Origin of the sequence: Staphylococcus sp. URHA0057, from assembly GCF_000620265.1 — a bacterium.
GTDB lineage: Bacteria > Bacillota > Bacilli > Staphylococcales > Staphylococcaceae > Staphylococcus > Staphylococcus pasteuri.
Window position 1 is genome coordinate 228,766 of the sequence record NZ_KK211096.1, and the last position, 20,783, is coordinate 249,548.

The window sequence follows — 20,783 nt, forward strand, 5'->3', positions numbered from 1 at the left end:
TTCTATAAAGTTTGCTTTGATTGATGGCATTAAACATTTTTAATATCCCTAAAAAATTGTATATAACTGAAAACGATTGCAATTCAATTCTATTGCTTTATAGGTTGTATACGTTGTAATGATAGGATTTTCGTTAATGTATTGGAATGATGGTTATGTATATTTTCTTTAAAAAAGCAAGTGATTTTAACTGAAAAATTTTTTTATTTTTATTGAGGTAAGACTAATGGTGTAGTGGTGCATGTTCAAAAGAAAAGACGAACATTAGACATAAAACTTTAACTTTAAATAAGTATAGCTATTATGTATAATGAAACACAGAATATAGTACCGATATTAATAAACAGACACAATATATTGTGTTTTGAAACGGTACTAATAAAATGAATAATCTTATTATAAATGCAAAATGACACTGATAATTTAAGAAAAAACTCTTATTAACAGTGTTTAGGCACAAAATGTTTAATTATACTATATAGATCTAAATTCGAAACTAACCACTATATCTTGTGGTTTGAAAAATAAAATCACATATTAATATAAGGTCATATAGTTTTTATAAACGTTTCGTTTAGTGACTCATTTCATTCTACAACACAATGTTTTGTAGGAAGCTTTCCTTAACAATAAAGGAGAACTTCTTTTTTAATTTTTTTAAATTGGTGAAAGAAGGCGATCCAATGAAAGTAGTATATTTTTCATTTTCAGGCAATGTACGTCGATTCATTAAACGTGCTGAAATCGAAAATGCGATGGAAATTACATCTGACAACTGTACAGAAACTATTAATGAACCCTACATTTTAGTTACAGGAACCATAGGGTTTGGTGAGGTTCCTCAACAGGTTCAGGCTTTTTTAGATGTTAATCATTCAAATATTAAGGCCGTGGCTGCAAGTGGAAATAGAAACTGGGGTCAGAACTTTGCTAAAGCAGGGCGTACTATATCTGAAAAATATGATATTCCGTTGTTAATGAAGTTTGAAGTGCAGGGAACAAACAAAGACGTTATCGAATTTAAAAACAAGGTGGGTAATTTTAATGAAAACTATGGACGAGAAGAAGTACAATCATATTGAATTAAATAACGAAGTTACAAAAAGAAAAGATAATGGTTTTTTTAATTTAGAAAAAGACCAAGAGGCACTTAAAGTATACTTGGAAGAAATCCACGATAAAACAATTTATTTCGATAGCGAAATCGAAAGATTACATTATCTTGTAGACAATAACTTTTATTTCAATGTCTTTGAAAAATATAATGAGGCAGATTTAATTGAAATTACAGAATATGCGAAATCAATTAATTTCCAATTCGCAAGTTATATGTCAGCAAGTAAATTTTATAAAGACTATGCACTTAAAACCAATGATAAACAACAATTTTTAGAAGATTATAATCAACACGTTGCTATCGTATCAATGTACTTAGCTAATGGTGATAAAAACCAAGCGAAACAATTTATTTCATCCATGGTTGAACAACGTTACCAACCAGCAACACCAACGTTTTTAAATGCTGGTAGAGCACGACGTGGAGAATTAGTGTCATGTTTCTTATTAGAAGTAGATGATAGTTTAAATTCTATTAACTTTATTGATTCAACTGCGAAACAACTAAGTAAAATTGGTGGCGGCGTTGCTATCAATTTATCAAAATTACGTGCACGTGGTGAAGCAATCAAAGGTATTAAAGGTGTAGCTAAAGGTGTATTACCTGTTGCTAAATCTTTAGAAGGTGGATTTAGTTATGCTGACCAATTAGGACAAAGACCTGGTGCAGGCGCAGTTTATTTAAACATCTTCCATTATGATGTTGAAGAATTTTTAGATACTAAAAAGGTAAATGCTGATGAAGATTTACGCTTATCTACTATTTCAACTGGTTTAATTGTCCCTTCTAAATTCTTTGATTTAGCTAAAGAAGGTAAAGACTTCTATATGTTTGCGCCACATACTGTAAAACAGGAATATGGTGTGACTTTAGATGACATCGATTTAGATAAATATTATGACGACATGGTTGCAAATCCAAACGTTGAGAAAAAGAAAAAAGATGCTCGTGAAATGTTAAATACGATTGCACAAACACAATTACAATCAGGTTATCCTTACTTAATGTTTAAAGATAATGCGAATAAAGTACATGCTAATTCTAATATTGGTCAAATTAAAATGAGTAACTTATGTACTGAAATTTTCCAATTACAAGAAACATCTGTAATAAATGATTACGGCACTGAAGATGACATTAAAAGAGATATTTCATGTAACCTAGGATCATTAAATATTGTTAATGTAATGGAATCTGGAAAATTCAGAGACTCAGTTCATACTGGTATGGATGCATTGACTGTGGTTAGTGATGAAGCTAATATTCAAAACGCACCTGGTGTTAAAAAAGCAAACAGTGAGTTACATTCTGTTGGTCTAGGAGTTATGAATTTACACGGTTACTTAGCTAAAAATAAAATAGGTTATGAATCAGAAGAAGCTAAAGATTTTGCTAATATCTTCTTTATGATGATGAATTATTATTCTATTGAACGTTCTATGCAAATTGCTAAAGAACGTGGAGAAAAATATCTTGATTTTGAGAAATCTGACTATGCAAATGGAAAATATTTCGAATTCTACACATCTCAAGAATTTGAACCACAATTTGAAAAAGTACGTGAATTATTCGAAGGATTAGATATCCCAACTGCTGAAGATTGGAAAGTACTACAAAAAGACGTTGAACAATATGGTTTATATCACGCATATCGATTAGCTATTGCACCAACTCAAAGTATTTCATATGTGCAAAATGCTACAAGTTCAGTGATGCCTATTGTTGATCAAATTGAAAGACGTACTTATGGTAATGCAGAAACGTTTTATCCAATGCCATTTTTATCACCAGAAACAATGTGGTATTACAAATCAGCATTTAACACTGATCAAATGAAATTAATTGATTTGGTATCAACAATTCAAACTCATGTTGACCAAGGTATTTCAACAATACTATATGTTAACTCAGAAATTTCTACTCGAGAACTTTCTAGATTATATGTATATGCTCATCATAAAGGTTTGAAATCTCTATACTATACTCGTAATAAATTATTAAGTGTAGAAGAATGTACAAGTTGCGCTATCTAAAATCATAAACAAACATAATAGAACATTAAGCTTAATCTAATTGAATTTATGATTTAGAGTATCTAAAAGAATAAAGAAAAGTGGTTGAGACATAAAGTCTTTGTGCTCTGGGAAACTGATTAACGGCGTCCCAAAAGCAGGATTTTCGGCAGAAGGGACCCAACACAGAGAATTTCACAAAGAAATTCTACAAGTAATGCAAGTTGGGCAAACTCACACGATTCGACAAAATTTGAGAAACAATATTGCTCATCGTCCGGTTCTGCTCAAATCCTAAGCGCTTTTGTCCCGACCTCTGTTAATACATAACCTTAATAAGGGATTAGGTAGTTTAATTGAAAGTTAGTGGTTATCTGTCACCTTAATTAAAGGATAGGAGGATTATTATTCATGAAGGCCGTCAATTGGAATACCCAAGAAGATATGACTAATATGTTTTGGCGTCAAAATATATCTCAAATGTGGGTAGAAACAGAATTTAAAGTATCAAAGGATATCGCAAGTTGGAAAACGTTATCTGAAGCTGAAAAGAATACATTTAAAAAAGCGTTAGCAGGTTTAACAGGTTTAGACACACACCAAGCAGACGATGGTATGCCATTAATAATGCTTCATACTACTGATTTAAGAAAAAAAGCAGTATATTCATTTATGGCAATGATGGAACAAATTCATGCTAAAAGTTATTCTCATATTTTCACTACATTATTACCTTCTAGTGAAACAAACTATTTATTAGATACGTGGGTTATTGAAGAACCTCATTTAAAATATAAATCAGATAAAATCATCGAAAACTATCATAAATTATGGGGTAAAGAAGCTTCCATTTTCGACCAGTACATTGCTAGAGTATCAAGTGTTTTCTTAGAAACATTTTTATTCTATTCAGGTTTTTACTATCCACTATATCTAGCTGGTCAAGGAAAGATGACAACATCTGGAGAAATTATTCGTAAAATATTATTGGATGAATCTATTCATGGTGTCTTTACTGGATTAGATGCACAAAGCTTAAGAAATGAACTATCTGAAAGTGAAAAGCAACGAGCTGATCAAGAAATGTATAAATTATTAAAAGAGTTATATGATAATGAAGTATCATATACACATCTGTTATATGATGACATTGGATTAGCAGAAGATGTACTGAATTACGTTAAATATAATGGTAATAAAGCATTATCAAATCTTGGTTTTGAACCTTATTTTGAAGAACGTGAATTCAACCCTATTATTGAAAATGCCTTAGACACTACAACTAAAAATCATGATTTCTTCTCTGTAAAAGGTGACGGTTATACACTGGCTCTAAATGTTGAAGCTTTAAGAGATGAAGATTTTATATTCGATGACGAGAAATAAATAATAAACAGTCTTAATTTTAATCGCTATGAGATTAAAATTAAGACTTTTTTTATGTTTTTAACTTAAATATTAAAATTAATCAAATTTACAGCAATATTTTTCGAAAACCTATTGAATATTACCAATAAATTCTGTAACATTTTAAATGATAACGATTATCATTATCGTCAGAAATAATAAGAATTACTATTCAAGGAGAAAGTGTTATGAAGTTTTTATTTAAGCGATATGTTTTACTCATCTTTCTCGTTGCGTTTACGGTTCTTTCTTTATTTGTTGGTGTTAGCCAAATATCGATTACTGATATTTTCCATCTTAACAGCGACCAATTAAATATTATTTTATCGAGTCGTATTCCTCGAACAGTTAGTATTCTCATATCAGGTAGTAAATTGGGTATCGCTGGTTTAATTATGCAACAAATGATGCAAAATAAATTTGTAAGTCCAACGACAGCAGGTACGATGGAATGGGCAAAATTAGGTATTTTATTATCTTTAATTTTCTTTCCTAAAGGACATATACTTATCAAATTAATTTTTGCTGTTATATGCAGTGTAGTTGGAACTTATTTCTTTGTTAAATTAGTTCAACTTATTAAGGTAAAAGATGTCATCTTTATTCCGTTGTTAGGTATTATGCTTGGTGGCATAGTTTCTAGTTTTACGACATTTATTGCGTTACGTACAAATGCAGTTCAAAGCATAGGTAATTGGTTGAATGGTAATTTTGCCATTATTACTAGTGGTCGTTACGAAGTATTATATTTAAGTATTCCGTTTTTAATAATTACATATATATTTGCGAACCATTTTACGATTGCGGGTATGGGCAAAGACTTCAGCCATAACTTAGGAGTTAACTATGAAAAAATAATTAACATCGCTTTATTTATAACTGCAACAATTACTGCGCTTGTTGTTGTCACTGTTGGTACATTACCATTTCTAGGGTTAATTGTTCCTAATATCATTTCAATTTATAGAGGAGACCATTTAAAACATACTTTACCTCATACAATGATGTTAGGTGCGGTCTTTGTGCTGTTTTCAGACATTATAGGTCGACTAATCGTGTACCCATACGAAATTAACATCGGTTTAACTATAGGTGTGTTTGGAACTATTATATTCCTTATCTTATTGATGAAAGGTAGGGGTAATTATGCTAACTAAACACAATAAGAAAGTATTGTTACTAACCTTAATCACACTAATTATAGGTGTTTTATATTTATTGTTAGGTATTGATTTTGAAATATTTGATTATCAAATCCAAAGTCGTTTAAGAAAATTCATATTAATTATTTTAGTTGGCGGTGCTATAGGTACTTCCGTTGTTATTTTCCAAGCTATTACGACAAATCGGTTACTGACACCATCAATCATTGGTCTTGATTCCGTATACTTATTTGTGAAAATTTTACCTGTGTTTATATTAGGAACTCAATCCACATTAGTTACTAATGTTTATATTAATTTTGTCATTACATTATTAGCAATGGTATTATTTGCGCTTTTCTTATTCCAAGTTTTATTTAAAATAGGCCATTTTTCTGTTTATTTCATACTTTTAGTTGGCGTCGTACTTGGAACATTTTTTAGAAGTATTACAGGTTTTATCCAATTAGTTATGGATCCAGAATCATTTTTAGCTGTTCAAAGTACAATGTTTGCTAACTTTGACGCTTCTAATTCAAAACTTGTTGGATTTTCAGCTATCGTATTAGCCGTGTTAATCGTCATTACTATTATCTCGCTTCCATATTTAGATGTCTTATTGCTCGGTAGAGAACAAGCAATTAATTTAGGCGTCAATTATGAAAAAGTAACAAGATTATTTCTCATTGTTGTTGCTATTTTAGTATCTGTTTCAACAGCTTTAGTAGGTCCAATTACATTTTTAGGACTATTAACTGTCAATTTAGCACATGAATTTATCAAGACTTATGAGCATAAATATATACTACCTGCTACATTATGTTTTAGTTGGATAAGTTTATTTATAGCGCAATGGGTTGTTGAACATCTTTTTGAAGCGACTACTGAAGTAAGTATAATTATTGACCTTATAGGTGGAAGTTACTTTATATACTTATTAGTTAGAGGGAGAAATGCCAATTGATCCAAATTCAAAGTTTAAATAAATCCATTCAGAAGAAGAAAATTTTAAAAGATATTAATGTTGATATTGAAAAAGGAAAAATCACATCACTTATTGGTCCAAACGGTGCAGGAAAAAGTACTTTATTATCAACAATCACAAAGTTGATTCAGATTGATAGTGGCACTGTCAAAATTGAAGATAAGTGTATGGATGATTACAAAACAGATGAATTAGCTAAAAAAATTTCAATATTAAAACAAACTAATCATACTGAAATGAATATTACTGTTGAACAATTAGTTAATTTTGGAAGATTTCCTTATTGCAAAGGACACTTAAAACAAGAAGATAAAGAACAAGTACAATATGCCTTAGATTTATTACAGTTAAATGAAATAAAGGATAGAAATATCAAAACACTGTCAGGAGGACAACGTCAACGCGCTTATATAGCGATGACGATCGCACAAAATACTGAATACATTTTATTAGATGAACCACTAAATAATCTAGATATGAAACATTCAGTACAAATTATGCAAACTTTGCGTACATTAGCAAAAACATTAAATAAAACAATCGTTATTGTATTACATGATATTAATTTTGCATCCTGTTATTCAGATAATATTATTGCTTTAAAAAATGGTGAACTTGTTCGTTCTGGTAGTAATCAAACTGTTATTCAAAGCAATGTATTAAGAGAATTATATGAAATGGATGTCAAAGTTGAAAATGTAAATGGTCAACGTATTTGTCTATATTATGATGAATTGATATTGAATTAACACTAGTTTTATTAGACCTTTAAAGGAGTGATGCTTATAGTATATGGATAAATCAATCTATTCAAACACGTTCCTCTCAGCCAATCGATAAAATTAAAAAGGAGTTATTACATAATGAAAAAATCTATTTTAGTCTTATTATTATCTTTAGTATTAGTTTTAGCAGCGTGTGGTAACAACTCTAACAACGATGATTCAGATTCTAAATCTGAAAAAAGTGGTTCAAAAGACACTGTTAAAATCGAAAATAATTATGAAGCACAAGGAAAAGAAAAAGACGGTAGCGATGCTAAAAAGGTAAAAGAAACAGTGGAAGTACCTAAAAATCCTAAAAATGCTGTCGTATTAGATTACGGTGCTTTAAACGATTTAAAAGAAATGGGTCTTTCTAGTAAAGTAAAAGCTTTACCTAAAGGTGAAGGCGGTAAATCATTACCAGATTTCTTAGATGATTTTAAATCTGATAAATATTTAAATACTGGTAACCTAAAACAAGTTAATTTCGATAAAGTTGCAGAAGCAAAACCAGAAGTGATTTTTATTTCAGGTAGAACAGCTAATCAGAAAAATTTAGATGAATTTAAAAAAGCAGCACCTAAAGCTAAAATTGTTTACATGGGTACAGATGATAAACATTATCTAAAATCTATGAAAGAAAATACAGAAAAATTAGGTAAAATTTACGATAAAGAAGATAAAGCGAAATCATTAACTAAGAAACTAGATAAAAAAGTTGATGCAATGAAAGATAAAACATCTAAATTTGATAAAAAAGTAATGTATTTATTAGTCAATGAAGGTGAATTATCTACATTCGGTCCAGGATCTCGTTTTGGTGGTTTAGTATTTGATACACTTGGATTTAAACCAGTCGATAAACATGTAACTAAAGGACCACATGGTCAAAATGTTAATAACGAATATAGTAATAAAGAAAATCCAGATGTGATTTTAGCAATGGATAGAGGACAAGTTGTTTCTAATAATGCGACTGCTAAGAAAACATTAAATAATGATGTATTGAAAAACGTAAAAGCCGTTAAAGATCATAAAATTTATGAACTTGATCCTAAATTATGGTATTTTGCTTCTGGTTCAACAACAACTACTATGAAACAAATTGATGAATTAGAAGAAGTTGTAAAATAATAAATAATAAGCGCTAATAGCCTCATTGTGAGAGCCATTAGCGCTTTTATCATTTTAAATTATTAAACTTCGAAATAAAGATGGTAATGGAATTTACATCTATGATTAAAGTGAGATTGACATTTCGGACAAGATTCAACCATCATGTATTCGTTGATTGTCATTTCATTTTTACAGACACCACACATAATGGCATACTCGTTAAATTCATCTTCACTCCAGCGTTTGATAGGATGTGTCTCATGGTCGTTGTGACATTGATAACAAGGATAATATTTATTACAGCATTTGAATTTAATTGCTATAATATCCAAAAATGACTGATAATGTATGCATCTTGTTTCATTATCAACAATTGAACCGTAAACTTTCGGCAAAGAAACAAACCTCCTATAACCAATTAATCTGCGTCCGGATGTTCTCCTATAATACGTACCTCTGTATTTAATTCAACATCAAATTTATCTTTAACTGTTTTTTGAACATGATGGATTAAATCTTCATAATCTGTCGCCGTACCTTTATCTACATTAACCATAAAACCAGCATGTTTAGTTGAAACTTCAACACCACCAATACGATGACCTTGTAGATTAGAATCTTGAATTAATTTACCAGCAAAATGGCCTGGTGGTCTTTGGAAGACACTTCCACATGATGGATATTCGAGTGGTTGTTTAGTTTCACGGCGTTCAGTTAAGTCGTCCATTTTGGCTTGAATTTCTTTTAAGTTACCAGGTTCTAATGTAAATGCAGCTTCTAAAACTACGAGATGTTTTTTCTGTACGATACTATTTCTGTAGTCTAGTTCTAATTCTTGAGTTGTTAATTTAAGTAAATCACCATTTTCATTAACACATAGTGCATAGTCAATACAATCTTTCACTTCGCCACCATAAGCGCCAGCATTCATAAATACTGCACCGCCAATTGATCCTGGTATGCCGCATGCAAATTCTAAACCAGTTAGTGCGTAGTCTCTTGCTACACGTGAAACATCAATAATGGCTGCACCGCTACCCGCGATAATTGCATCATCTGATACATCAATATGCTTTAATGATAATAGGCTCAATACAATACCTCTAATGCCGCCTTCTCGGATAATAATATTCGAACCATTTCCTAAATAAGTGACTGGAATATTATTTTGGTTTGCATATTTAACAATCGCTTGTACTTCCTCATTTTTAGTAGGTGAAAGATAAAAATCAGCTTTACCGCCAGTTTCAGTGTAAGTGTATTTTTTTAAAGGTTCATCTACTTCAATAATGTCGTTTGGAATAATTTCTTGCAAACCTTTTAATATATCGTTTTTATTCACTATCCGTACGTCCTTTCTTTATTCAATACTAATATTATTATTATATCAATTTTATTTGCTATTTGCGAAATAAGAAGATATTATACGCAAAGTAAATCGACTAAGATGTGCATAATACATTATTATTTTATTTTGATTTATATGCTATATAATTATGATATGTTGAACATTTATAATGAGATTTTTAATATCGTAAATATAAATTTATATAATGATTGTAGATTATATGTTTCTCTTTATTTTAAGGGACCATATTGTTTGTATATATTTTCAAATATAGATTGCTTTTGGTTTTCATACGTTCTTATTGATTCAACATTGTTTAATAATTGTTTCTTTTTTTGAGCGAATTCATTTGCGATATCTATATTATTATTTAATATGTGATCGACAGTTTGATATTGTTCAAATAATTGAGTGTTTAATTGAACGATGTGTAAACGAATTTCTTGCTTTAATTCTCTAAGATTATTAAACTTTGCCATCATTACTTTCTTTTTATAAGCGTGATGTAATCGATAAAATCCAGCATAATTGAGACGCTTTTCATCTAATGATGTAATATCATGTAAATTATCTACACCGATAAGCAAATCAAGTATGGGTTCAGTCTCATAATTAAAATGCTTCGTTCCACCAATATGCTGTGTATATTTAATTGGTGAATCTAGTAAATTATACAATAGAGCGCTTGTTTCTTGATATAAATGGTTGTAATGGTCATCTGTTTGATATTTAATGAGAGGTTGAACATGCCCGTACATGGTTTTACTCCTTTGTTATAAATTGGTAAGCTATAAAGTCTGAGATACTATAACATAATTTATTTTCTTAATAAATACGTTTCTGTATAATGTTCTATGGTAAGGGGTGCAAATATGAAAAAAATAATACTTATCCCAGTGATTTTCCTCATTATTATCTCGTTAACAGCATGTAGTAATAAAACTAATTCAGATTTAAATCATTTTGAAAGCAAATTAGATGAAGTGAATCATAAACAAGATAAATTAAAAAAAGTTATGAAAAAAATAAATCTTAAAGAATTAGATCACTTAAGTAAAACAGACACTACTGATAAAAACAGAAAAGAGTTTATTAAACTTCAAGATGATATTGATCAACAATTAATACCTGCATTCAAAGAATACGAAAAATCTGCAAAACAATTGCCTGCTGAAACAAAAGAGGTTAAAGAGTTAAAATCTGAGTATCTTAAAACTGTTAAAGATAAAAAAAGTTCAATATATGATTTGAAAGATTTTGTAGACTTGTGTAACGATTCAATCAAAGATAATGAAGATATTTTAGATTATACTAAATTATTTGAGAAGAACCGCTCTCAAGTTGAAAAGAAAATAAATAATGCTTCTAATAAAGAAGATGCAAATCAATTAACATCAAAATTAGAAAGTAATAATAAAGATTTAAAACAAACTGCCAAAAAATATTTAGATACGTCTACAAGTGATGCAAAAACAGCCAAAAAAGCAATTGAAAATCATATTTCTCCTTTAATTGAGAAACAAATTAAAGATATAAATCAAACTAATATTTCTGATACAAATGTCGATAATGCCCGTAAGAACGCGATTGAAATGTACTACAGTTTAGAGAATTATTATGATACTCGTATTGATACTATAGAAGTTGGTGAAAAAATATCTAAAATAGATGTCGATAAGTTGCCAAAAGAGGGTAAAGATATAGATAAGCAAGATAAGGAATTTAATTCGAAATTAAAAAAGGTAAAACAAAAAAACAATTAATTTTGATTAGAATTAAATAAATTAAATAACCATGGTTAACATTGCTAAGTAAAATGTGTATAATTGTACCCACTGATATTATTTTCGGGATATGAATATCACGCATATGCTCAGAAAATGTGATAAATACTTTTAGAGGTGAATAGAATGGCTATAAAGCTGAGTTCAATTGACCAGTTTGAACAAGTGCTAAATGAAAATAAATATTTATTTGTTTTAAAACATAGCGAAACTTGTCCAATTTCTGCAAATGCGTATGATCAGTTTAATAAATTTTTATATGAACGCGATATGGATGGTTACTATTTAATAGTACAGCAGGAGCGTAAGTTATCGGACTATATTGCTGAAAAAACAAATGTAAAACATGAATCACCACAAGCATTTTACTTCGTCAATGGTGAAATGAAATGGAATGCTTCACATAGTGATATCAATGTTTCATCATTAGCTCAAGCAGAAGAATAATTTTTTCAGATAAGTGAACAAATAATTGAGTAATGAACGTAAATTTTAATTAACTTTGTGTTCATTTAAAAGATAAAAGTCATTTTATTACTATGATGTAGTAGTGAAATGGCTTTTTTAGTTATTAAAACGAAATATGGTTTATCATTTATGGTTTGCTAGTGAATAGGATATAATAAATCAATATTCAAAATGTAATTGTTTTAATATAATTTGTAATAGCTTTTATTGTGAAATATGCAGCATTCATATGTATAATATGTTAGTGTAAAATATTAATTATACGATGAATCTATAAATTATATTTAAAACATCATATAAATGATTTTAATAAGTAACACTATATATAAAACAAGGTGGTTAAGGCGATGAAAGTTTTAGTAGCCATGGATGAATTTAATGGTATTATTTCTAGTTATCAAGCAAATAGATATGTAGAAGAAGCGGTTGCTAGTCAAATTGAAAAGGCAGATATAGTGCAAGTGCCATTATTTAATGGCCGCCATGAATTAATGGATTCTGTCTTTTTATGGCAGTCTGGTAGTAAATATCGAGTTGCCGCTCACGATGCAGATATGAATGAAGTAGAGGCAATATATGGTCAAACTGATAGTGGAATGACAATTATAGAAGGTAATTTATTTTTAAAAGGTCAAAAACCAATTCAACAAAGAACTAGTTATGGTTTAGGAGAAATATTAAACGCAGCACTAGACAACGATGCTAAACATATTATTATTTCATTAGGTGGAATTGGCAGTTTCGATGGTGGAGCAGGGATGTTACAAGCCTTAGGTGCCAAATTCTATGATGATGAAGCAAATATTGTTGATGTGACAAAAGGTGCCCATGTCATTAAATATATTAGACGTTTAGATTTTTCAGAAATTCATCCGAAATTAGCTGAAGCTAATATTCAAGTGATGTCAGATTTTTCTAGTAGATTATATGGTAAGCAAAGTGAAATTATGCAAATGTATTCTACGCTAGGAATGACTCAAAATGAAGCAGCAGAAATAGATAATTTAGTATGGTATTTTAGTGAATTATTTAAAAGTGAGTTAAAAGTGACGATTGGACCTATCGAGCGTGGTGGTGCTGGTGGCGGTATTGCTGCGGTATTAAAAGGATTATATCAGGCAGAAATTTTAACTAGTCATGAGCTAGTAGATCAAATTACACATTTAGAAGATTTGGTACAACAAGCAGATTTAATTATTTTCGGTGAAGGGTTAAATGAACGAGACCAATTGTTGGAAACTACGACATTACGTATTGCAGATTTAACCGAAAAGCATAATAAAACATCAATTGCTATTTGTGCTACTGACGATAAATTTGATTTATTCGAAGGTAAAGGTGTGACAGCAATGTTTAATACATTTATCGACATGCCTGAAACTTACACTGATTTTAAAATGGGTATTCAAATTAGACATTATACTGTTCAAGCATTAAAACTATTAAAAACACAGTTTGATGTTAATCAATAAAACAAACTAAATAACACGCCTTGGTTGTCATTTTGTATAAGACAATCAAGGCGTGTTTATTATTGTATTTATTTATTTGAATTGGCTACTTCTTCAGCTATACCTACCATAACGTGGATAGCTTTTTCCATTACATTAATAGAAGCATATTCATAAGGACCATGGAAATTGCCACAACCTGTAAAAATATTTGGTGTTGGTAAGCCCATAAATGAAAGTTGTGAACCATCTGTACCACCGCGAATTGGATCGGTATTTGGTTTAATATCTAATTGATTGAATACTTTAGTTGGAATATCAATAATATGTTGATGTGGTTTTATTTTTTCAGCCATATTATAGTATTGATCTTCAACATCGACTTTAACAGGATAATTTTCGAAATGTGAGTTAATATCGTCACGAATTTCCATAAGTCGTTTTTTACGTAAATCGAATTTCTTTTTATCATGATCTCGAATAATATATTGTAATGTTGCTTTTTCAACGTTACCTTCAAAGTTCATTAAATGATAGAAACCTTGATAACCTTCAGTACGTTCAGGAACTTCATTTGGAGGTAACAAACTATTAAATTGTTGTCCAAGTGAAATGGCATTAATCATAGCATTTTTGGCAGAACCAGGATGTACGTTCACACCATGACAAGTAATAGTAGCTGCTGCAGCATTAAAGCTCTCGTATTGTAGTTCACCAAGTTGACTACCATCCATTGTATATGCGAAATCAGCATTAAAACGTTCAACATCAAATTGATATGGACCGCGACCAACTTCTTCATCTGGAGTAAAGCCAACACGGATTTTACCATGTTTAATTTCGGGATGTTCAATAAGGTATATTAGACCTTCCATAATTTCAACTACACCGGCTTTATCGTCAGCACCTAATAATGATGTACCATCAGTAATCATTAGCGTATCACCGATGACATGTTTAAGTTCAGGGAAGACTTTAGTATCTAAAATTCGATTTGTTTGTCCTAGTTGAATTGGTTTTCCATCATATTTTTCAATGATTTGCGGATTAATACCAGTCGCATTAAAGTCAGGTGATGTATCAACATGTGCTAAAAATCCAACAGTTGGTACGTCCGCATCTATGTTGCTTTCTAATGTAGCAAACAGATAACCATGATCATCCATATCTGTTTCAAGGCCCAAATCTTTTAATTCTTTCTCCAATAGATTTAGTAAATCCCATTGTTTAGTTGTAGAAGGCGTAACATTAGAATTTGGATCTGATTGTGTATCAATTTTTACATATCTTGTTAATCTATCAATTATTTGTTCTTTCATGTTAGACATCCCCTTAAACTCTGTTATTCATATTATAAGATTTCTTATAAGATTTACCTTTAATCTTACCATAATACTGTTTGATACGTGTGTAGATATAATAGATAATTTCTGCAACAAGAATACCAAACGAAATCGCACCAGATATTAGTGTAACTTCTAAAAAGGTATTTACTGCATTTGTATAATTATTTGAAACTAAATAACGTGTAGCTTCATAAGCTGCGCCACCAGGTACAAGTGGGATAATTCCAGGAACAATGAAAATGATAACAGGTCTTTTGTAACGTCTACTCATCGTATGACTTAATAATCCTAATATTAAGCTACCTAAAAAGGAAGCACCTACTTTACCAAATTGCATGTCTACAGTGAATTGATAAATAGTCCACGCTACCGCACCGACAAACCCACAAGCTAACAATAGTCGACGAGGCGCATTAAAAATGATGGAGAATAGGACTGTGGAAATGAAACTGATTGTAAAGTGAAATAAATAAAATAACAATATGAACAGCCTCTCTTAAAAAATTAGTAATACAATTGCAACACCGGCACCAATAGCAAATGCAGTTAACGCTGCTTCAACACCTCTAGACATACCTGCTAATAGTTCTCCTGCAAGCAAATCTCGAATCGCATTGGTAATTAGAATACCAGGCACAAGAGGCATTACACTAGCAATAGTAATAATATTTTGATTGGTCGCTAAGCCAATTTTAGAACTCGCAACTGCTATTGATATAACGACTGAAGCAGCAACAAATTCTGAGAAAAATTTAATTTGGATATAACGTTGAACTAGACTAAAGGTTAAAAATGCAGCGCCTCCAGCTATCGCAGCTATCCAACAATCTGATGCGACACCACCAAACATAAATAAGAAAAATCCGCATGCAATGGCTGCTGCAAATAAATTAATTAAAAAAGAATATTGCAACGAAGCACTTCTAAGGTGGATTAATTCAGACTTAGCTTCATCTATTGTAAGTTGATTGTTAGAAATTTTACGAGATAAGCTATTTGTTAAAGCTATTTTTTCCAAATCTGTCGTTCTCTCTCTGATTCGTATCAGTCTTGTACTTGTTCGATCATTTAATGAAAAAATGATAGCGGTAGAAGTTACAAAACTATATGTATCATATAAGCCATAGCTATGTGCAATTCTATTCATTGTATCTTCAACTCGGTATGTTTCAGCACCCGCTTCAAGTAATATTCTTCCAGCAATCAATACAACATCAATCACTTTATTTTCATCAATGATAGTGATTGAGTCAGACATGAACAACCACCTCCTAGTTAATTTATTGATATGAATAATTGAAGTGTACAACTTGCGCTAACAACTTTCAATAGAGGAAGGCAGATTGAAAAGATTATGTAATGAAGAAAGTAGAAGGGGAGAATAAAAATAAAAGCAAAAAGAAGACTTAATTTAGTTGTCTTCTTTTTGCTTCTAAGGTTGGAATTTATTTCCTAGGTTATGACTACCGTTTAAAAATAGGTCATTATAATTTGATAATTGGATTAAACATTACCTTATTTCTACCTTCGCTTTTCGCGACATGGACCATGTCATCTGCATCTTTAAATACGCGTCTTTGAGATTTACGATCATCTCTCGTTAAATATCCTACACCGATAGAGACTGAAAGTTTGATGACTTCCTTATTAGGTAAATGGAATGACGATTTTTCTACACCTTGTCTAATGTTTTCAGCGAGTTTTACACTTTGATCTAATGTGTAATCATTAATGACAACTGAAAATTCTTCTCCACCATTTCTAAAAATTGAAAATTGTTTGGGAACATAATTTTTTAGTAATTGAGACATTTGTTTTAATACAGCGTCACCTGCTTGGTGAGTATATGTATCATTAACATCTTTAAAACCATCAATATCAATAAGTAATAAACCTAAACTTTCTTTATGTTCTTCAGTATATTTTGATAATTGATTTAAATGTCTATCAAATTCTTTAACATTTCCAAGTCCAGTTAAATAATCATATTTATCTTCGTTTTCATAACGATTAACTAATGAGAAGAAATGCCATATGTCTACGAAAGTAATTGCAGAGGCAATTGTAATGATAAATGAAATAGGAATTAAGATAGCAATCTCAATCAAATCATATATCGGACTAAATAAAGCTAAAATAAATAAGATGATAATACTAATCGTATTTAAAATAAGTAAAGATACGATGTCGTTTTGTTTCAAAAATGGACCTACAGCACTAACGACACCAGCAATAACAATTAGAGTAATACCATAGATAATTGAATTATCGAAAATAAGCACATCTACTAGTGCTACAATAATAGCAGAAGTAAGTGTATAAATCATATTGGTATAACGCCCTAAAAATAATAAAGGAACAAATGTTAAATGTACTAAGTATTCTAAACGGAATGGTATAGGATAAGCAGCTAATAATAGTGCTACAAGCGTCATTAAAACAGTGACATATTCTTTTGAAAAGACCATTCTTTTATTTTCAGAGTATTGCAGTCTATGAAATAAATAAATACCTGCAACCATGACTGAAATATTATATATAATTGCTTCAAACATAGTTTTACCGACTCCTTTATTGACCAATAGTTATTGTAAGTGAAAACTTACAATTTGTCATTAGTCAGACTAAAATTTTCCTATACATAATAGAGATTAATGTTAAAATATAAATTTAAGTGATATGATGAAAAAAATGAGTTTCGTCGTAAGAGATTTTTTGTTTCATTGTAGATAATACATAGTATTAATATTGTTATTATATGGGATGTTTTGTAAGTCTAATAACTATTTTTACAAGGGAATTGTTTATATGGAATACTGATTCCAACAATACGTGTATAATATATAATTAGAAATAAGCGCTTTTAAGTATAAAAGGTAACGTTTAATGAAAATGTAGAAATACGAAGGATATTTTAATTTATAATAAATAAAGGAAGTAAAATGGTTGGATTTCTTAATATTTTTCTTTAATGATAGAAACTAACTTAAATTTGATGAAGGTGAACTGATGTATACATTATTACTTATTGCATTTACTATGATAGTCAGTTTAATAATAACCCCCATTATTATTGCGTTATCTAAAAAATTAAATTTAGTAGATAAACCCAACTTTCGTAAAGTACATACAAAGCCAATTTCAGTAATGGGTGGTACGGTTATTTTATTTTCATTTTTAGTTGGAATGTGGCTCGGACATCCAATTGAAAGAGAAGTAAAACCATTAATCATTGGCGCTATTTTAATGTACGTTGTTGGATTAATTGATGATATTTATGATTTAAAACCATACTTAAAATTAGCTGGCCAAATCATAGCAGCTTTAGTTGTTGCGTTTTATGGAGTCACAGTCGATTTTATTTCACTACCAATGGGACCAACGATTCATTTCGGTATTTTAAGTATTCCTATAACAGTGATTTGGATTGTAGCTATAACTAATGCGATTAATTTAATCGATGGTTTAGACGGATTAGCATCTGGCGTGTCAGCGATTGCTTTGATGACAATAGCATTTATTGCAATTTTACAGGCGAATGTTTTTATTATAATGATTTGTTGTGTATTAATCGGATCATTATTAGGTTTCTTATTCTATAATTCTCACCCAGCTAAAATATTTTTAGGTGACAGTGGGGCACTGATGATAGGATTTATAATTGGATTTGTATCATTGTTAGGTTTTAAAAATATTACATTTATAGCTTTATTTTTCCCAATCGTTATTTTAGCGGTACCGTTTATAGACACAATTTTTGCTATGATACGCCGAATGAAAAAAGGTCAACATATTATGCAAGCAGATAAATCCCATTTGCATCATAAATTATTAGAACTTGGTTATACTCATCGCCAAACTGTACTATTAATTTATTCAATTGCGATATTATTTAGTTTATCAAGTATTATACTTTATCTATCACAACCACTCGGTGCTTTAATGATGTTTATTTTAATTCTATTAACTATTGAACTTATTGTTGAATTTACTGGTTTAATTGATGATAATTATAAACCAATATTAAAACTCATTACTAAAAGAGATAATCGTCCGCAACATCAATACGAAGAAAAACATGATCACTAAACGAGATAAAGCTATCAAAAAATGACATATGAGCATTTACTATTAATAAATGCATGTCGTTTTTTTGATAGCTTTTTTTAGTCTGTAGAGATATCGAAAGGTAGCATTTTGCTATCTTCAGTTTGGATTTCATAATTCCCAGCGGTTGTTTTATTTAAGAACTCGATAAACTTATCGTACTCTGTTTGAACTACATCTATTTCATAACTTACTTTGTCAGTATAGCTTTGATTTCTAAGCATAAAAGTAGTTGATTCTAATTCGTATTCAAATTTGCCAGTTTGATCGTAACTTAAAGTGACTGTCACTGGTATAGCTGATCTCAATTCTACACGGCCAATGTCGTAAATCACATCTCGGACAGCACCACTATATGCTCTAATAAGTCCGCCACCACCGAGTTTAATTCCACCAAAGTAACGAGTGACAACAACACAAGCATCATGAATATCTAGTTTTTTTAATATTTCTAACATCGGTACACCTGCTGTGCCACTTGGTTCACCGTCGTCGTTTGCTTTTTGAATATTCATTTCAGGACCTACTGTATAGGCTGAACAATTATGCGTTGCATCTTTATGTTGAGTTTTAACTTCATTGATAAATGATTTAGCTTCTTCTTCAGAAGTCACCGGTTTAATATGAGCAATAAAACGTGATTTATTAATAACATTTTCAAATGTATGTTCTTTTTTTACAGTGATGATTGGTTTTGACATCGTTTCACTTCCAAATCTATAATTTTCATATTAGTATTATACACTCTGTAAATACTTAAAATAAAATGTTTAAATGGCAATTTCTTTTTTTGATAAAATATTGTATTATTACTATGAGTATAATTGAGGAGGACTACTATGAAGATTGCTGTAATGACTGATTCTACTAGCTATCTATCTCAAAATTTAATCGATAAATATGATATTCCAGTTGCACCATTAAGTGTGACGTTTGATGATGGTGTAAGCTATACAGAAAGTACAGATGTAGATATTGATCGTTTTTATGAAAAAATGGCAACGTCTGCGACAATACCTACTACAAGTCAACCTGCTGTAGGTGAATGGATTCAACGATATGAAAACTTAAGAGATAAAGGCTATACAGATGTAATAGTTGTATTCTTATCTAGTGGAATTAGTGGGAGCTATCAATCTGGTAAGCAAGCTGGTGAAATAGTAGAAGGCATTAATGTATATGCATTTGATAGTAAGCTTGCGGCTATGATGGAAGGTTGTTACGTATTACGTGCAATTGAAATGGTGGAACAAGGTTATAAGCCAAATGATATCATAGCAGAATTAACAGATATGAGAGAACATACAGGCGCTTATTTAATAGTAGATGATTTAAAAAATCTACAAAAAAGCGGACGAATCACAGGTGCACAAGCTTGGGTAGGTACATTGTTAAAAATGAAACCAGTACTTAAATTTGATGACGGTAAGATAGTCCCTGAAGAGAAGGTACGTACGAAAAAAAGAGCACTTAAAGCATTAGAAGAAAAAGTGTTAAACCAAGTTAAGGACTTTGATGAAGTAACGATATTTGTGATTAATGGTGATAAGACTGAAGATGGTAAAGCATTACTAGACTCTGTTAAAGAAAATGCACCATCACATAGTCAAGTTGCTTATTCAGAATTCGGACCGGTAATCGCTGCCCATTTAGGTTCAGGTGGATTAGGTTTAGGTTACACTGCCCGTAAAGTAAGACTTGATTAATATTTATAGAGGGCATATTGGATTGTACAT

At 30.4% G+C, this 20,783-nt stretch carries 20 protein-coding genes; 12 read left to right on the forward strand and 8 right to left on the reverse strand.

Going from position 1 to position 20,783, the window contains the following annotated elements; all coding sequences use genetic code 11:
• Positions 1-683: 683 nt before the first annotated feature.
• The 7 genes from nrdI (at position 684) to N524_RS0110605 (ending at position 8,561) form a co-directional block, all read left to right on the forward strand.
• Positions 684-1,082 carry a class Ib ribonucleoside-diphosphate reductase assembly flavoprotein NrdI gene (nrdI, locus tag N524_RS0110575; protein ID WP_026083473.1) on the forward strand — a complete coding sequence of 133 codons (399 nt, stop codon included), beginning with the start codon at positions 684-686 and terminating at the stop codon, positions 1,080-1,082.
• On the forward strand, positions 1,045-3,150 hold the full coding sequence (nrdE, locus tag N524_RS0110580) for a class 1b ribonucleoside-diphosphate reductase subunit alpha (protein ID WP_029056474.1): 2,106 nt from the start codon (positions 1,045-1,047) through the stop codon (positions 3,148-3,150). The genes nrdI and nrdE overlap by 38 nt, the downstream gene beginning before the upstream one ends.
• 390 nt (positions 3,151-3,540) lie before the next feature.
• On the forward strand, positions 3,541-4,515 hold the full coding sequence (nrdF, locus tag N524_RS0110585; RefSeq protein ID WP_002450939.1) for a class 1b ribonucleoside-diphosphate reductase subunit beta: 975 nt from the start codon (positions 3,541-3,543) through the stop codon (positions 4,513-4,515).
• 209 nt (positions 4,516-4,724) lie between these two features.
• Positions 4,725-5,693, forward strand: coding sequence for an ABC transporter permease (locus N524_RS0110590; RefSeq protein WP_029056475.1), 969 nt, complete (start codon positions 4,725-4,727; stop codon positions 5,691-5,693).
• On the forward strand, positions 5,683-6,642 hold the full coding sequence (locus N524_RS0110595; protein ID WP_017637111.1) for an iron chelate uptake ABC transporter family permease subunit: 960 nt from the start codon (positions 5,683-5,685) through the stop codon (positions 6,640-6,642). Before N524_RS0110590 ends, N524_RS0110595 begins: the two co-directional genes overlap by 11 nt.
• A complete protein-coding gene (locus tag N524_RS0110600; protein WP_017637110.1) occupies positions 6,639-7,412 on the forward strand; it encodes an iron ABC transporter ATP-binding protein in 774 nt (257 codons plus the stop codon). The genes N524_RS0110595 and N524_RS0110600 overlap by 4 nt, the downstream gene beginning before the upstream one ends.
• Positions 7,413-7,526: 114 nt before the next feature.
• Positions 7,527-8,561 carry a ferrated catecholamine ABC transporter substrate-binding lipoprotein SstD gene (locus N524_RS0110605; RefSeq protein ID WP_029056476.1) on the forward strand — a complete coding sequence of 345 codons (1,035 nt, stop codon included), beginning with the start codon at positions 7,527-7,529 and terminating at the stop codon, positions 8,559-8,561.
• Positions 8,562-8,623: 62 nt separating this feature from the next.
• Here N524_RS0110605 and N524_RS0110610 read toward each other — a convergent pair whose 3' ends face one another.
• The 3 genes from N524_RS0110610 to N524_RS0110620 all read right to left on the reverse strand — a co-directional run bounded on the left by N524_RS0110610 (position 8,624) and on the right by N524_RS0110620 (position 10,649).
• A complete protein-coding gene (locus N524_RS0110610; RefSeq protein ID WP_017637108.1) occupies positions 8,624-8,938 on the reverse strand; it encodes a CHY zinc finger protein in 315 nt (104 codons plus the stop codon).
• 23 nt (positions 8,939-8,961) lie between these two features.
• Positions 8,962-9,888, reverse strand: a complete 927-nt coding sequence (gene murB, locus N524_RS0110615) for a UDP-N-acetylmuramate dehydrogenase (protein WP_026083472.1) — start codon at positions 9,886-9,888, stop codon at positions 8,962-8,964.
• Between the two features lie 233 nt (positions 9,889-10,121).
• Positions 10,122-10,649 carry a GrpB family protein gene (locus tag N524_RS0110620; protein WP_029056477.1) on the reverse strand — a complete coding sequence of 176 codons (528 nt, stop codon included), beginning with the start codon at positions 10,647-10,649 and terminating at the stop codon, positions 10,122-10,124.
• 114 nt (positions 10,650-10,763) lie between these two features.
• Between N524_RS0110620 and N524_RS0110625 the strand changes: the two genes are divergently transcribed.
• The 3 genes from N524_RS0110625 to N524_RS0110635 all read left to right on the forward strand — a co-directional run bounded on the left by N524_RS0110625 (position 10,764) and on the right by N524_RS0110635 (position 13,615).
• Complete coding sequence (locus tag N524_RS0110625; protein WP_029056478.1) at positions 10,764-11,654, forward strand: EMYY motif lipoprotein; 891 nt, start codon at positions 10,764-10,766, stop codon at positions 11,652-11,654.
• 147 nt (positions 11,655-11,801) lie between these two features.
• The gene (ytxJ, locus tag N524_RS0110630; protein ID WP_017636805.1) at positions 11,802-12,122 is read left to right on the forward strand and encodes a bacillithiol system redox-active protein YtxJ; all 321 of its coding nucleotides are present in this window, start codon (positions 11,802-11,804) and stop codon (positions 12,120-12,122) included.
• 368 nt (positions 12,123-12,490) lie between these two features.
• On the forward strand, positions 12,491-13,615 hold the full coding sequence (locus tag N524_RS0110635) for a glycerate kinase (RefSeq protein WP_029056479.1): 1,125 nt from the start codon (positions 12,491-12,493) through the stop codon (positions 13,613-13,615).
• A gap of 68 nt (positions 13,616-13,683) precedes the next feature.
• On the opposite strand, the gene pepT is transcribed toward N524_RS0110635, so the two are convergent.
• The 4 genes from pepT to gdpS all read right to left on the reverse strand — a co-directional run bounded on the left by pepT (position 13,684) and on the right by gdpS (position 17,495).
• A complete protein-coding gene (pepT, locus tag N524_RS0110640; protein ID WP_029056480.1) occupies positions 13,684-14,913 on the reverse strand; it encodes a peptidase T in 1,230 nt (409 codons plus the stop codon).
• 13 nt (positions 14,914-14,926) lie between these two features.
• Entirely contained in the window at positions 14,927-15,421 is a 495-nt protein-coding gene (locus tag N524_RS0110645; RefSeq protein WP_017636808.1) for a threonine/serine exporter family protein, read from the reverse strand.
• 15 nt (positions 15,422-15,436) lie between these two features.
• Positions 15,437-16,198, reverse strand: coding sequence for a threonine/serine exporter family protein (locus N524_RS0110650; RefSeq protein WP_017636809.1), 762 nt, complete (start codon positions 16,196-16,198; stop codon positions 15,437-15,439).
• A gap of 226 nt (positions 16,199-16,424) precedes the next feature.
• Positions 16,425-17,495, reverse strand: a complete 1,071-nt coding sequence (gdpS, locus tag N524_RS0110655; RefSeq protein WP_029056481.1) for a GGDEF domain-containing protein GdpS — start codon at positions 17,493-17,495, stop codon at positions 16,425-16,427.
• A gap of 454 nt (positions 17,496-17,949) precedes the next feature.
• Between gdpS and N524_RS0110660 the strand changes: the two genes are divergently transcribed.
• Positions 17,950-19,029, forward strand: coding sequence for a glycosyltransferase family 4 protein (locus N524_RS0110660; protein WP_029056482.1), 1,080 nt, complete (start codon positions 17,950-17,952; stop codon positions 19,027-19,029).
• A 77-nt stretch (positions 19,030-19,106) separates the two neighbouring features.
• Here the strand turns inward: N524_RS0110660 and N524_RS0110665 are convergent, their stop codons facing one another.
• Entirely contained in the window at positions 19,107-19,748 is a 642-nt protein-coding gene (locus tag N524_RS0110665; protein WP_017638185.1) for a YigZ family protein, read from the reverse strand.
• Positions 19,749-19,886: 138 nt separating this feature from the next.
• On the opposite strand from N524_RS0110665, the gene fakB1 reads away from it, so the two are divergent.
• Positions 19,887-20,753, forward strand: coding sequence for a fatty acid kinase binding subunit FakB1 (gene fakB1, locus N524_RS0110670; protein WP_017638184.1), 867 nt, complete (start codon positions 19,887-19,889; stop codon positions 20,751-20,753).
• Positions 20,754-20,783: the final 30 nt, after the last annotated feature.